At 61.5% G+C, this 14,190-nt stretch carries 11 protein-coding genes; 7 read left to right on the plus strand and 4 right to left on the minus strand.

Annotation, left to right across the window (positions count from 1 at the left end):
* Positions 1-11: 11 nt before the first annotated feature.
* On the plus strand, positions 12-1,286 hold the full coding sequence (locus ACSOSP_RS04730; RefSeq protein ID WP_455309812.1) for an MFS transporter: 1,275 nt from the start codon (positions 12-14) through the stop codon (positions 1,284-1,286).
* A gap of 26 nt (positions 1,287-1,312) precedes the next feature.
* Here ACSOSP_RS04730 and ACSOSP_RS04735 read toward each other — a convergent pair whose 3' ends face one another.
* Positions 1,313-2,524 carry a CaiB/BaiF CoA transferase family protein gene (locus ACSOSP_RS04735; RefSeq protein WP_455309813.1) on the minus strand — a complete coding sequence of 404 codons (1,212 nt, stop codon included), beginning with the start codon at positions 2,522-2,524 and terminating at the stop codon, positions 1,313-1,315.
* Positions 2,525-2,700: 176 nt separating this feature from the next.
* Positions 2,701-3,645 (minus strand): LysR family transcriptional regulator, encoded by a 945-nt coding sequence (locus ACSOSP_RS04740; protein WP_455309814.1) that lies wholly within the window; start codon positions 3,643-3,645, stop codon positions 2,701-2,703.
* A 165-nt stretch (positions 3,646-3,810) separates the two neighbouring features.
* Here ACSOSP_RS04740 and ACSOSP_RS04745 point away from each other — a divergent pair, with 165 nt between their 5' ends.
* Together ACSOSP_RS04745 and ACSOSP_RS04750 are read left to right on the plus strand one after the other, a co-directional pair.
* Positions 3,811-5,124: an MFS transporter gene (locus ACSOSP_RS04745; RefSeq protein WP_455309815.1), complete on the plus strand. Its 1,314-nt coding sequence runs from the start codon at positions 3,811-3,813 to the stop codon at positions 5,122-5,124.
* 30 nt (positions 5,125-5,154) lie between these two features.
* Entirely contained in the window at positions 5,155-5,898 is a 744-nt protein-coding gene (locus ACSOSP_RS04750; RefSeq protein ID WP_455309817.1) for an enoyl-CoA hydratase/isomerase family protein, read from the plus strand.
* 1 nt (position 5,899) lies between these two features.
* Here ACSOSP_RS04750 and ACSOSP_RS04755 read toward each other — a convergent pair whose 3' ends face one another.
* Positions 5,900-7,297: an FAD-containing oxidoreductase gene (locus tag ACSOSP_RS04755; RefSeq protein ID WP_455309818.1), complete on the minus strand. Its 1,398-nt coding sequence runs from the start codon at positions 7,295-7,297 to the stop codon at positions 5,900-5,902.
* Positions 7,298-7,555: 258 nt separating this feature from the next.
* On the opposite strand from ACSOSP_RS04755, the gene aldA reads away from it, so the two are divergent.
* From aldA to ACSOSP_RS04775, 4 genes are all read left to right on the plus strand, one after another.
* Positions 7,556-8,980 carry an aldehyde dehydrogenase gene (aldA, locus tag ACSOSP_RS04760; protein WP_455309820.1) on the plus strand — a complete coding sequence of 475 codons (1,425 nt, stop codon included), beginning with the start codon at positions 7,556-7,558 and terminating at the stop codon, positions 8,978-8,980.
* Between the two features lie 73 nt (positions 8,981-9,053).
* Entirely contained in the window at positions 9,054-10,385 is a 1,332-nt protein-coding gene (locus ACSOSP_RS04765) for an MFS transporter (protein ID WP_455309821.1), read from the plus strand.
* A complete protein-coding gene (locus tag ACSOSP_RS04770; protein ID WP_455309823.1) occupies positions 10,382-11,599 on the plus strand; it encodes a mandelate racemase/muconate lactonizing enzyme family protein in 1,218 nt (405 codons plus the stop codon). The genes ACSOSP_RS04765 and ACSOSP_RS04770 overlap by 4 nt, the downstream gene beginning before the upstream one ends.
* 18 nt (positions 11,600-11,617) lie before the next feature.
* On the plus strand, positions 11,618-13,282 hold the full coding sequence (locus ACSOSP_RS04775) for a GMC family oxidoreductase (protein ID WP_455309824.1): 1,665 nt from the start codon (positions 11,618-11,620) through the stop codon (positions 13,280-13,282).
* Here the strand turns inward: ACSOSP_RS04775 and ACSOSP_RS04780 are convergent.
* On the minus strand, positions 13,249-14,145 hold the full coding sequence (locus tag ACSOSP_RS04780) for a LysR substrate-binding domain-containing protein (protein WP_455310852.1): 897 nt from the start codon (positions 14,143-14,145) through the stop codon (positions 13,249-13,251). The genes ACSOSP_RS04775 and ACSOSP_RS04780 overlap by 34 nt on opposite strands.
* Positions 14,146-14,190 lie beyond the last annotated feature (45 nt).

Consider the following 14,190-nt stretch of genomic DNA (forward strand, 5'->3'; position numbering starts at 1 on the left):
CGATCTGAAATATGGGAATTGCACGAAGTCTGCGCGCGCTCGATTGGCTGAACTTCTTTGTCGCGAATGTGCAGACCGGCTTTGGGCCGTTCATCGCCTCCTATCTCGCCGCGAACAAATGGACGCAAGGCGAGATCGGGCTGATGCTGAGCGTCGGCACGATCAGCGCGATGGCGAGCCAGTTGCCGGCCGGCGCGCTCGTCGATGCGTTGCGCAACAAGAAAGGCGCGGCGGCAGCCGCCATCATCGCGATCATCGTGGCCGCGCTGCTGCTCGGCGCGAGCCCGACGTTCGTCTCCGTGTTCGCGGCCGAAGTGTTGCACGGCTTCGCGAGCTGCATGCTCGTGCCGGCCATGGCCGCGATCTCGCTCGCGCTCGTCTCGCGCGCCGATCTCGGCAACCGCCTGGGGCGTAATGCGCGCTGGGCGTCCATCGGCAGCGCGCTCACGGCGGCGTTGATGGGCGTATTCGGCGAGTACCTGTCGCTGCGCTCGGTGTTCTTTTTGACGGCTGCGCTGGCGTTGCCTGCGCTCGTCGCGCTGAACATGATTCATCACGAGATGGCGCCCGTCGTGCCGCGCATGAAACAGGCGGCGGCGAAAGCGGGCGCGAGCATTGCGCAAGCGGTGAGCGCCGAGCGCCCTGAAAGCCTGCGTGATCTGCTTCGTGATCCGAGGCTCCTGACCTTCGCGGCGTGCGTGGTGCTGTTCCACTTGTCGAACGCGGCCATGCTGAACCTCGCCGCCGGTGAAGTTACCGCGCACATGGGCGACAACGTTCAACTCGTGATCGCGGCGTGCATTATCGTGCCGCAGTTCATCGTGGCGGGGCTGTCGCCGTGGGTCGGGCGGCAGGCGCAAAGCTGGGGACGGCGGCCGGTGCTGATCATCGGCTTCTCGGCGCTGCCGTTACGTGCGCTATTGTTCGCGGCCGCGAGCAGCGCGGCCAGCCCTTACCTGCTGGTGCCGGTGCAGATGCTCGACGGTATCAGCGCTGCCGTGTTCGGCGTGATGCTGCCGCTGATTGCCGCCGATGTGGCCGGCGGCAAGGGCCGGTACAACTTGTGTATCGGATTCTTTGGGCTGGCGGCCGGTGTTGGGGCAACGCTGAGCACGGCGATTGCCGGGTTCGTAGCGGACAAGTTCGGCGTGAACACGAGCTTCTTTGGACTTGCCGCAGCCGGTGCGCTGGCCGTGGCGCTGGTATGGCTCGCGATGCCGGAAACCCGCGATGCCGCCGCCAACGACCAAGCCGTCAAGGAGAAGGAAGCGACCCCGGCGGGGTGACGAAGTTAAAAGAGCACGCGCCTGATTCAGCCCAGAGCGTGCTCATGCTGCAATACAACCTGCGATGTCAGCCACGCATCGATCTGCGCACCTGAAAAACCGTACTCACTCAGCACATCGATCGTGTGTTCGCCCAGCATGGGCGGTGGCATGCGAACCGAACCTTCGGTCATCTCGCTCATCCTGATCGCGCTCGCCACCTGCTTCAACTGACCTATCGTGCCGTGCGCCACTTCTTCGACCAGTCCGCAATGCGCTACCTGCGGATCGGCGAACACGTCCGCGAGGTTATTGATGGGCCCAGCCGGAATACCGAGCCGTCTCAGATCAGTGGTCCAGTCGGCACGCGTGCGCGTGCGCAGTTTTGTATCGATGATCTCTTTCAGCGCCTGCCGATGCTGCATCCGCTGCTCGTTGGTGACGAAGCGCGGGTCCGCCATGATGGGCTCGAGCCCAAGCAGTTCGCAGAGCTTGACCCACATGTCTGGCGTGCCCGGCGCCAGGTTCAGCGCGCCGTCCTGCGCCTCGAAGACCCCATACGGCGCAATCACCGGATGATGATTGCCGGTCGGCTCAGGAATTTCGCCCGCGCTCAAATAACGCTGGCCCTGCACGCCCAGCATGGCGACCAGTCCCGACAGCAGCGAACTCTCGACGCGCTGGCCACGTCCCGTTTGCTGCCTCGATAGCAACGCGGCGAGGACGCCCATTGCGGTCCACATGCCGGCAGTCATGTCGCCGATCGCGATGCCCACGCGGGTGGGGCCAGCGTCAGGCATGCCCGTGAGACTCATGATGCCTGCGTACCCTTGCGCGACCTGATCGAAACCTGGCCACGATGCGGCCGGACCCGTGCGGCCATAGCCTGTAATGTTGCCGTAGACGAGCCTTGGATTAAGCGCCGATAACGCCTCGTACCCTAGCCCCATGCTTTCCATCGTACCGGTCTTGAAGTTTTCGAGGACCACATCGGCGGCACTGGCCATGTTGCGCAGCAGGTCGAGCGCGGCGGGCTTGCGAAAATCCACCGCCATGCCGCGCTTGTTCCGGTTGCACGACAGGTAATAAGCGCTGATGCCGCCGGCGAACGGTCCCCAGGTCCTGACCATGTCGCCGCTCGGCGAGGGCTCCACCTTGATCACGTCCGCCCCGAGATCGCCGAGGATCATCGAACAAAAAGGACCCGCGAGCGCGCGAGTCAGATCCAGCACCTTGATTCCCTGCAACGGCAATGCCATGTCCCCTCCGGATACCTGCTTGTGACGGTGCTGGTTTCGTCGATGTTTTTATCGACCAGCACACGAATGAAGCGCACAAGGTAGACGGGCGCCGCGCAGATGAAAAATACAGATTGACGATGGATCGATCACATTGCGATATGGAGCCGGAGGCTGGATAGCGCTGAAGCGATGCCTCAGCCCTCGTCCAGCGCCGCAAGACTGCGAGCCCCCAGCCATGCGCCCGGCGCGAGACGGCGTTGCACGTCCTGGATGATCAGCCCCTGAACAATCTCGCCCGCCGGCGTGAGCGGCAACGATTCCGCGTGACACAGCCACAGATCGCGTTGCCATTCGTCGCCGTCGAGCGGCGTGGCTATCAGCCGGCCGGACGTGACTTGTTCATGCACGGCGGACCACGGCAGCACGGTCGCCCCCACACCTCGTTCGACCCATGAAACCAGCATGGACGTGGAGTTGACGACCGCAACGAGGTTGTAATCGAGCTGCGCCGCCGCGAAGGCCCGATCCAGTTTCGTCCTGACAATATTCGGCGGGCTGATCAGCACCAGCGGCAATCGCGCCAACTCTGCAAGGCTGCACGTCGCGCCTATGTCGGTCGCCATGTCCGGATGACGGATGAGGAACAATTGTTCGTTGAGCAACGGCGTGCGCGTAAGCCCGCGAACCGGCTGGTCGAGGACAACAACGGCAAGGTCCACCCGGCCGAGCAAGACCAGTCCGTATAGTTCCGACGATGAACTCTCGGTCAGCTCCAGGATGATGCCCGGGTAATGAGCGCGAAGCTCCTGGACAACATCGATTGCAATCAGGTGCGCGGTGCTGTGAGGCATCCCGACCACGACCGTCCCGTTCGGCTGGCGCGCGTGCTGCGACAGCAGCAGTTTCGTGTTGTCGGCCTGGCGCACAAGGCCCTTCGCATGGCGGTAGAGCAGCTCTCCGGAGGGCGTCACCTTCACGCCCTGCACGCTGCGGCTGAACAGGCGCACGCCCAGTTCCTCTTCCAGATTCTTGATATGCAGGCTCAATGCCGGCTGCGCGATACACAAGGTCTCGGCCGCACGCGTAATGCTCCCCGACTCCACGATCGACAGGAAATACCGCAACTGCTTCAGGTCCATCGATCACTCCTTCAACTTCATCGTCCATAACAAAAACACTATGGATGGATCGTAATTCAATATTTCCACGATGTCGCGCCCGCCGCTTATATTGCCCCTGGGCCGATGCAAGGGGCGTCTCTGCACCGCCGCACGGACCCGATAAAAACATCCAAGGAGACAGGAGTGAACTCACCGAGTCGCGCCATCGGCGAAGCGCTGCCGCATAAAACAAGGCTCAATCGCGAGCAGATCATCGGGTTCTGGGCGGCATGGTCGGGGTGGACGCTCGATGGCATGGACTCCGTGATTTTTGCGCTCGTGCTCGTGCCCGCGTTGAAAGAGTTGCTGCCGTTGTCGGGCTATGCGGCGACGCCAGGTGTTATCGGTCTGGCCGGGTCGCTGATGTTTGCGCTGTTCCTGGTGGGCTGGGGATTCTCGTACATCTGGGGCCCGCTTGCGGACCGCTTCGGCCGAGTGCGGGTACTCGCGGCCACTACGCTGTTCTATGCGGTTTTTACCGGACTCGCGGCGATCTCGCACAACGTCTGGGAGCTCGCGATCTTTCGTTTTCTCGCGGGCGTCGGCGTGGGCGGCGAGTGGGCGCTGGCGGGTACGTATGTGGCGGAAGCATGGCCTGAAGACCGGCGCCGAGCTGGGGCGGGATATCTTCAAACCGGCTATTACGCGGGTTTTTTCCTCGCTTCGGCGCTCAACTACACCATCGGCACGCACTATGGCTGGCGTGTGATGTTCCTGTGCGGCTTGCTGCCCGTCGTGGTCGCGCTGTACACCCTGCTCAAGGTCCGCGAACCGCGCAAATGGAAACGCACGCATTCAGACGCGCCTGTTTCGGCACCCAGCAAACGTCCGTTACGCGACATCTTTTCGAAGCCTTACCGGCAGCGAACCATCGTTAATTCGGTGCTGGTCACTGTCGCCATTCTTGGGCTCTGGGGCGGCTCGATCTATCTGCCCTCAGCGGTCATCCAGTTGGCGGAGCGGCAGGGAATCGACGCCATCACCGCTATCAAACTGGCCTCCGCAACCACGGCCATTTTTTCGATCGGTACGATCATCGGCTGTCTGATACTGCCTTTTCTCGCCGATCGCTACGGCCGCCGCCCCACGCTCGCCGCCTATTACGCCACCGCCGCACTGTTCCTGGTTGCAGGGTTCGGCTGGGCGTTCTACCTTCAGTCAGGGCTGGTTCCGTTCATGGCGCTGTCGCTTTTCATCGGCCTGGGCGGAGGTAACGCGGCCATGTATGCGCTCTGGTTGCCCGAGCAGTATCCAACTTCGATCCGCGCTACCGCGTTCGCTTTTTCGACATCGATCGGACGGTTTTTCGCGGCGGGCGTCAGTCTTTGCCTGGGTGTCGCGGTGAGCCATTTTGGAACGCTCGGCATACCGATTGCGCTGACGGCATCCCTATTCATTGTGGGAATCATCACGCTGCGATGGGCGATTGAAACACGCGGCAAGCCGTTGCCCGACTGAACCTTGAATTAACGATAACTGGCAAGAGACATGACGAATACCAGCACCACCCCCGGTTTTTCCTGCTCGCGGCACGATGGCGTTGTCACGATCCAGCTCACGCGTGTGGAGCAGCACAACCGTATCGATCCTGCCGATCTGGCCGGGCTCCGGGAAACGATCGCAGCGGCGGGGAAAGATGAAACAGCCATAGCGCTGGTCGTCACAGGAACCGGCGCGACCACGTTCAGTTCAGGTTATACGTTGTCGGCGCTGGCCGAGGGGAATATCGACGATTCATTCGAAAGCTTCCTGAACGAACTGGAAGCCTGCCCCCTGCCCACTGTCTGCGCGCTCAACGGCAGCGTCTATGGCGGGGCAACGGATCTTGCGCTGTGTTGCGACGTGCGTATCGGCGTAGAGGGCACGCGCATGTTCATGCCGGCTGCGCGTATCGGTTTGCATTATTACCCCGACGGCATGCGTCGATACGTTCGCGAGTTGGGACTCGCTCAGGCGAAACGCCTCTTCCTCACCGGCATGACGCTGGAGGCGCCCGAGATGCTGCGCATCGGCTTCCTGACCGAGCTCGTCAAACCCGAACAACTGAGCTCGCGCACGGCGGAATACATCGATGCGTTTCGCGCGTGTGTACCCGATACGGTGCGGTCGATGAAGCGTCAGTTGACTGCTATCGCCAACGGCGACTCCACGCTCAGCGCCGACAGAACCGCTTATGAAGGTTCGCTTCAAGGTCCGGTCATCGCTGAACGCATCAGGCAACGCCGCGCCTGAATCATTTCATCGGTTCAAGCATGCCGAGCAACGTGGGAATCAATTCGCTGACGGTCGGATGAATATGCATCGCGCGTTGCAGCGTGGTGTAAGGCGCATCGGCATTCATGATGTCGATGAACGTATGAATGGCTTCATCGGCCTCGATACCGAACATGGCCGCGCCAAGAATCTTCTTCGATTCGGCATCCACCAGCACCTTCATGAAGCCGTCCGTCTCGCCGCGTTCGCGCGCCCGGCCGACGCGCGACATCGGCATGGTGGCAATCAATGCACGCCGGCCGTCCTTGCGCACTTCCGTCTCGCTCATCCCCACGCGTGCAAACGGCGGATCGACGAAAACCGCGTAGCACATGATGCGTGAATCGACGCTGCGCGCCTCACCGTCCACCACATTCGACGCGATGACTTCATAGTCGTTGTACGACGTATGCGTGAATGCGCCCCGTCCATTGACGTCACCGAGCGCCCAGACGCCTGCGGACCGGGTACGAAGCTCTCCGTCCACATCGATCAAACCGTGCTTGTTCAATTCGATTCCAGCCTGATCCAGCCCGAGATCATCCGTGTTCGGCGTACGTCCCGTTGCGAAAAGCAAATGCGACGCTTCGATGCTTTTCTGATCCTGCGTTTGATCCTTGAGCGTGATCCGAATCCCCTTGCCTGCCGGTTCGAGCTTCGACGCCTCCGTGTTGAATAAAAATTCCACACCCTCCCGCGTCATGACCTTCTGGACCTGCACAGCAAAGTCCTTGTCCTCACGCGCCAACACGCGGTCCCCCCTGACGAGGACAGTGACGCGGCTGCCGAAACGCCGGAACATCTGCGCGAATTCCAGCGCGATATAACTTCCGCCGACAATCGCCAGATGCGCCGGCAACTCGGTCAATTCGAGGATGGCGGAATTCGTCAGATATGAAACGCTGGCGAGCCCGTCGACCTCGGGCACCGTCGCACGCGTGCCGGTATTGATGAAAATCGCGTCCGCGTCGAGGCCCTGTTGCTGGCCGTCAGCACCGATGACGCTGACCGAATGCGCTCCCGTAAACCGGCCATGACCATTGAACACGGCCAAACCCGGCGTGCTGCGCAACCACTTCTCCACGCTGTTGCGTGACCCCGCAATCACATCGTCCTTGCGTGCCTTGACGCCCGCCAGATCGACTCGCACCTCGCCTTCCACGATCACCCCGTAGTCGCCTGCATGACGCGCGACGTGCGCCGCGCGTGCGCTTGCCACGTACGTCTTGGTCGGCGTGCAGCCCACGTTCACGCAGGTGCCGCCGAACAGATGCCGTTCGATCACGGCGGTCCGCCGGCCGCTTTCGGCCAGCTTCACAGCGAGCGGGCCGCCGCCTTGGCCGGTGCCGATCACGATAGCGTCGAAGTGCTGTGACATGCGAGTCTCCCCAGTGAATGGCCGGGCCGGATCAGCGCGGATCAGTGAACAAACGTGATGTTTTTGCATGTTAGCTCGCCATCGGCGATCTCGCTGCATGAAACCACGCTCCTACCACGCACCTACCGCGCGCCTTTCAGTGCGTTTTCCGCATGGGCGGGTCGAGTTTTAATCGCTTGTGGCCGAGTGTCGCGCCGATAAAACTACGCCATTCACGCTGCGGACGCCCGCGGCGCTTCACCCCTCCTGGCAATCACGATGCGCACCTACCGTAATTTCATCGATGGCCGTTTTGTCGAGCCGCAATCAGACTCTTTCTCCGAAGTCATCAATCCCGCCACGTCGGCCGTCATCGCGCGTGTCTCGCTCGCGTCGCAGGACGACGCGCTGAGCGCGGTCGAAGCTGCTTCGCGTGCGCAAAAGAAGTGGCGCGCACTGACGGCGATTGAGCGTGGAGAACATCTGCGCCGTTTCGCCGATGCCATCGTCGAGCGCGCTCCGCAGATCGGTGCGGCGCTCGCGCTTGAGTCCGGCAAGAGCGTGGCCGATTCGGAAAACGAAGCCCGCTACGCCGCCGACATCACGCGGTATCACGCGGAATGGGCGCGCCGGATTGAAGGCGAAGTCATTCCCAGCGATACCCCGAACGAAAACCTCGTGCTGCATCGCGAACCGATTGGCGTGGTGGCCTGCCTGATTCCGTTCAACTACCCCGTGTATACCCTGCTGCGCAAGATCGCGCCCGCGTTGATCACGGGCAATGCGGTCGTCGTGCGGCCGAGCAATAACACGCCGGCATCCGCCTTCGAAATCGCCGAAGCGGCGCTTCAGGCAGGTCTGCCCGCGGGTATTTTCAACGTGCTCGCGATGGACCACGCCACCGCCGGCACGGTCTGCACGCATCCGGCAGTGGGCATGATTACGCTGACCGGCAGCGTGAGCGCCGGGCGCATCGTGCTCGATTATTGCAAGGCGAACATAGCGAAGCCATCGCTGGAACTCGGCGGCAAGGCGCCCGCGATCATCGAACCCGATGCCGATCTTGAAGCGGCGGCGAGCGCTATCGTGGCATCGAAGACAACGCATTGCGGACAGTTGTGTACGGCAATGGAACGCGTTTATGTCCACGCCAGCGTGCATGACCGTTTCGTCGAATTGCTGCGCACGAAGATGCATGCGGTGCGTTGCGGTGATCGCTCGGAAGATGCATCGAAGATGGGGCCGCTCGTCAGCCGTTCGGCGCAGCGCAACACTCACGCGATGGTCGAGCGCGCGGTTGCCGAAGGCGCGACGATCGCCACCGGCGGCGTGCTGCCCGACGGCCCCGGCAATTTCTATCCGGCCACGCTGCTGATCAATTGCCGCCACGACATGGAAATTGTCCGCGAAGAAATCTTCGGACCGGTGCTGCCGGTGATCTCGTACGACACGCTTGACGACGCGCTCGCGATGGCCAACGACCATCAATACGGTTTGTCTTCCGTGCTGTACACCGAGAACTACCGCACCGCGATGCGCGTGGCCAACGAGATCGAAGCTGGTGAACTGTACGTGAACCGCACGCCCGCCGATCCGTATCAAGGCTTTCATGCCGGCTGGAAACGCTCGGGCCTCGGCGGCGACGATGGCAAGCACGGCATGCTCGAATTCACGCAGACGCGTCTCGTCGTCATGAAGTACTGATACCTAACCAATCCAACGCACCCGAACATTTATAAAAACGGCGCTCATCGCGAGCAGCCGAAGGAGACTTCTTATGGAAAAGACCCTGGCCGGCATCACGCCGTCAATCGCCGATACAACCCGCGCGCAGCGATACATGCAGCTCCTGCTGCTGGTCATTGCCGCGGGCGCGATCTACCCGCTTCTGTATTTGCGTCAGGTCTACCAGACGCCGATGCTCGAGTTTTTTCACATCGACAATAGCCAGCTCGGTTATCTGTATTCGATACTCGGCACCGTTTTCCTGATCAGCTATTTGCCGAGCGGCTGGCTTGCCGACCGCATCGCACCGCGTTTCCTGATCTGCTTTTCGTTGATTGCGACCGGCGGCCTCGGACTGGTTTATTCAACCGCTCCCAGCTTCCCCGTTTTGCTCGCTGTGTTCTGCTGCTGGGGACTGACCACGGGCCTGACCTTCTGGGCTTCCATCCTGAAGCGGGTCAAGACCATCGCCGCGCACGACGAGCAAGGCCGGTTCTTCGGCTTGCTCGACGGCGGACGCGGTTTGATCGAGGCATTGCTTGCAACCGTTGCGCTGGTGATCTTCGCGACCGCTACCGAGAAGCACGGCCTGCCGACCGATGTAGGCTTCAAATACGTCGTCTACCTGTATTCGGGTGTTTGCATTGCGCTGGGATTGTTGATGGCGCTGGTGAAAGAACCGCCCGCAACAGCGCAGGAGAAACAGCAAGCGGCAGACAATCTCAAGCATGACCATTCGTTGTGGCGCGATCTCCTCACGCTGATGCGCATTCCGCAACTCTGGCTGATGGCGGCCATTGTGTTCTGCGGTTACCAGATCTTCTGGGCTACTTATAGCTTCTCCGCTTATCTGCAAGTCGGGGACCTGAAGATGACCGTGGTCATGGCCGGCACGCTCACCACGCTCAAGCTCTGGATGCGCCCGATTGGCGGGATTGGCGGCGGTTATCTTGGTGATCGTTTCTCCACGCTTGGCGTGTTGACCAGCGCGCTGTTTCTCGCCGCGCTCGGACTGGTCGCATTGGTTGTGCTGCCTACGCTCGGTCATATCGATCCGCATGCGGGCGTTGCAATCATCGCCGTCGTGGTGCTGCTGATCGGCATCCTGACGTACGCCATTCGCGGGCTCTACTGGTCGCTGCTCGATCAATGCGGCATTCCGCTGCGGATCACCGGCCTGGCGATCGGCCTTGTTTCACTGATCGGTTATTCACCCGATGTGTTCCTGCCGCTCGTGAACGGCTGGACTACCGAGCATTTTCCCGGCCTTCTCGGCTACCAGTTCTACTTCTCTTACATCGCCGCGATCAGCGTGATTGGCGGCATTGCCGCACTCGCACTGAAGCGCATGCGCACGACCGTTGCAAAGGACGCCCTCCAATGAAAATCGTCTCTCTCGAAACGCATTTCGTCGCTGTACCACCGCCGCATTTGGGCGGCATGTACTGGATCTTCGTGAAGCTGAAAACGGCTTGCGGGATCGAAGGTGTGGGCGAGATTTATTCGGCGACGTTCCATCCGAAAGCGATGGCGCACATTATCGACGACGTGTTCGGACGGTATCTGCAAGACCACGATCCGCACCACGTGGAGCGTTTTTTCCGCGAAGCGTATTCGAGCGGCTTCACGCAACGCCCCGACCTCACGATGATGGGCGTAGTCAGCGGGCTGGAGATGGCGTGCTGGGACATCATCGGCAAGGCGGCGGACAAGCCGGTGTACGAGCTGCTCGGCGGTTTGGTCAATGAACGGTTGCGCTCGTACACGTATCTCTATCCGAAGAATGCTGCAGGCGAATACGACTACGACGATGTCGATCTCGCCGCCGAATGCGCCGTGCAGAACGCGGATCGCGGCTTCACCGCGGTCAAGTTCGATCCCGCCGGTCCGTACACCGCGTACTCGGGCCATCAGCTTTCGCTCGACGTGCTGGAACGCTGCGAGACCTTCTGCAAGCGCATTCGCGAGGCAGTTGGCAATCGATGCGACCTGCTGTTCGGCACGCACGGGCAGATGGTTCCATCATCCGCTATCCGGCTCGCGCAACGCCTGGAAAAGTACGACCCGTTGTGGTTCGAAGAGCCCGTGCCGCCCGGTCAGGAAGACGCCATGGCGCAAGTCTCGCGCCATACCAGCATCCCGATCGCGGCAGGTGAGCGGCTGACGACCAAGTATGAGTTCTTCAAGCTGCTGCAAGCGGGCGCGGCGTCCATTTTGCAATTGAACGTGGCGCGCTGCGGCGGCTTGCTCGAAGGCAAGAAGATCGCCGCCCTCGCCGAAGTTTATTACGCACAGATCGCACCGCATTTGTACAACGGGCCCATTGGCGCCGCCGCCAGCATCCAGCTCGCCGCCTGCACGCCCAATTTCCTGATCCAGGAAAGCATCGGCACGTGGGACGGTTTTCACGCCGAGATTCTCAAGACGCCGATTCAATGGGAAGACGGTTATATCGTGCCGTCGAAGGCGCCGGGACTGGGCGTGGAACTGAACATGGACGTGGTGCGCGCGCACTCCCCTTACACCGGCGAACGTCTGCATCTGCAGATGGCGTCCAAGCCTGCCGATGTCCGGGATTCTTCTCCGGCCAAAGGCTGAGGCCGAGTACATAACATCATGACTTACGACTACATCATCGTCGGCGCGGGATCGGCCGGTTGCATTCTCGCCGAGCGGCTGTCCGCGTCGGGACAATACTCCGTGCTCGTGCTCGAAGCGGGTGGCAAGGCTGACTCGTTCTGGTTCAAGATTCCAGTCGGGTTTGCGAAGACCTACTACGATCCGGGCTGCAACTGGATGTATTACACCGAGCCGGAAGCCGAGTTGGCGGACCGGAAAATCTATGCGCCGCGCGGCAAGGTGCAAGGCGGCTCCGGCTCCATCAACGCGATGATCTACGTGCGCGGCGCGCCCCGTGATTTCGACGACTGGGCCGCTGCGGGCAACGCAGGCTGGTCGTATAAGGACGTGCTGCCGTATTTCCGCAAGCTGGAGACCCACGAAGCGGGCGACACCGCCGTGCATGGCGCAAGCGGCCCGATCCACGTGACATCGATGAAACGCGGCATCCACGCCATCACGCGTCACTTCCTCGATGCCTGCGATGAACTCAAGGTTCCACGCAACGACGACTTCAATGGATCGAAGATCGAAGGCGCCGGCGTCTACGATGTAAACACGCACAAGGGTCAACGTGCGTCGAGCAACGTGGCCTATCTGGAGCCGGCGTTGAAGCGCTCGAACGTGCATATCGAACATCACGCGCTGACGTCGCGCGTGCTGTTCGATGGACGGCGCGCGACAGGGGTCGAGGTATCGCAGAACGGCATCAAGCGGACCTTCCACGCCGGGCGCGAAGTGCTCTTGTGCGCGGGTGCGGTCGATACGCCCAAGCTGCTGCAACTCTCCGGCATCGGCCCGAAGGAACTGCTCGCGCGCCACGGGATTCCCGTCGTGCATGCGCTGCCTGCTGTCGGCCAGAACCTGCAGGATCATCTCTGCGCGAGCTACTACTATCGCGCGAACATGCCTACGCTGAACGGTGATTTCGGTTCGCTTCTGGGCAAGCTGAAGCTCGGCCTGCAATACCTGCTGACACGCAAGGGACCGCTTGCGATGAGCGTGAATCAGGCCGGTGGATTCTTCAGCACCGATCCGGCCAGCCCGCTCGCGAACTTGCAGTTGTACTTCAATCCGTTGTCGTACCGGATTCCGAAATCAAACCGCTCACAGCTCACACCCGAGCCGTATCCCGGTTTCCTGCTTGCATTCAATCCGTGCCGTCCGACGAGCCGCGGCTCGATCGAGATTGCATCGACGAACGTGAACGATGCCGCGCTGATTCACGCGAACTACCTGACGACGCAAAAGGATATCGATGAAGTGATCCAGGGCAGCCGGCTGATCCGCTCGATCATGCAGGCCCCGGCGTTGCGCGCGGTGACCGTGGAAGAAACGCTGCCGGGCGCGTCAGTCGTGCCCGATGACGACGACGCCGCCATGCTGCAGTACTTCCGCGAGAACAGCGGCTCGATCTATCACCTGTGCGGATCGTGCGCGATGGGCCCGGACCCGCAGACCGCGGTAGTCGATGAGCGTCTGCGCGTGCATGGCATCGAGTCATTGCGTATTGTCGATGCGTCGATTTTCCCGAACGTCACGTCCGGCAATATCAATGCACCGGTGATGATGGTGGCGGAAAAAGGCGCGCAAATGATTCTCGACGATGCCGCTACGCCGACCTTCGTTCAACGCGAAGCGCTGGCCGCCGCTTCGGCCTGAAGCCACTGCTGGAACTGCCGCTGCGTCCCGCTTGCACGCTGCTCGGGACGCAGCACGAACCAGTATGACTGGCGCCCTTCTATCTCCACATCCAGCACCTGCCGCAATTGCCCGGACGCCAGTTCGGCCGCGATCATGTGGCGATCGGCAATGGTAATGCCCATGCCGTCGATGGCCGCTCGTATCGATAAATCAAGCAGGTCGAATTCGTGTCCGTTGTCCGTGTCGACACCTTCTATGCGCGCAGCGTCCAGCCAGTGCTGCCAGGTCAGGTAGCGCTGATCCTCTCCCGATAGAACATGCAGCAGGGTGAAACGGTTCAGGTCCACCGGTGCATCCACGCCCTCGCGATCCAGCAGAGCGGGCGACGCCACCGCAATATGCCGCTCGTGCATCAGCAAGGTACTTTCGAGGTTATTCCATTCGCCATCGCCGAAACGCACCGCGCAATCGAGGCGGTTCGAATCCGTGATGCCGTCCTCCACGCGCGTCGTGATGCTCAGGTCGAGCTGCGGAAACGCCTGGCGCAAGCGCCCGAGACGCGGCACCAGCCAGCGCGCCGCGAAGGTTGGCGGGACGTTGATGCGCAAGCGGTTGACGTCGTTTTTCTGGCTGATCGCGCGCACCGTCAATTCGATCTTGTCGAAGGATTGCTGCAACGCGCGCAGCAGCACGCGACCGCTCGGCGTGAGGACCAGATGCTGATGACGGCGGGAAAACAGCGTCTCGCCGAGTTGCTCCTCCAGTTGCCGGACCTGCCGGCTGACCGCGCTTTGCGTGACGTTCAGCAGTTCGGCTGCACGGGTGAAGCTGCCTGTGGTACCGGCCGCCTCGAAGGCTTTGAGCGCGTTGAGCGCGGGCATTTTACGTTTCACGATGGATCGGAAAGGTCGTTGTTTCGTTGACAC

It is taken from the genome of Caballeronia sp. KNU42 (genome assembly GCF_053760385.1).

Excerpts from the sequence above, each read along its gene's own strand:
- ACSOSP_RS04730 (WP_455309812.1), top strand. The coding sequence starts at position 12 with ATGGGAATTGCACGAAGTCTGCGCGCGCTCGATTGGCTGAACTTCTTT.
- ACSOSP_RS04735 (WP_455309813.1), bottom strand. The coding sequence starts at position 2,524 with ATGGCATTGCCGTTGCAGGGAATCAAGGTGCTGGATCTGACTCGCGCG.
- ACSOSP_RS04740 (WP_455309814.1), bottom strand. The coding sequence starts at position 3,645 with ATGGACCTGAAGCAGTTGCGGTATTTCCTGTCGATCGTGGAGTCGGGG.
- ACSOSP_RS04750 (WP_455309817.1), top strand. The coding sequence starts at position 5,155 with ATGACGAATACCAGCACCACCCCCGGTTTTTCCTGCTCGCGGCACGAT.
- ACSOSP_RS04755 (WP_455309818.1), bottom strand. The coding sequence starts at position 7,297 with ATGTCACAGCACTTCGACGCTATCGTGATCGGCACCGGCCAAGGCGGC.
- aldA (WP_455309820.1), top strand. The coding sequence starts at position 7,556 with ATGCGCACCTACCGTAATTTCATCGATGGCCGTTTTGTCGAGCCGCAA.
- ACSOSP_RS04765 (WP_455309821.1), top strand. The coding sequence starts at position 9,054 with ATGGAAAAGACCCTGGCCGGCATCACGCCGTCAATCGCCGATACAACC.
- ACSOSP_RS04770 (WP_455309823.1), top strand. The coding sequence starts at position 10,382 with ATGAAAATCGTCTCTCTCGAAACGCATTTCGTCGCTGTACCACCGCCG.
- ACSOSP_RS04775 (WP_455309824.1), top strand. The coding sequence starts at position 11,618 with ATGACTTACGACTACATCATCGTCGGCGCGGGATCGGCCGGTTGCATT.
- ACSOSP_RS04780 (WP_455310852.1), bottom strand. The coding sequence starts at position 14,145 with ATGCCCGCGCTCAACGCGCTCAAAGCCTTCGAGGCGGCCGGTACCACA.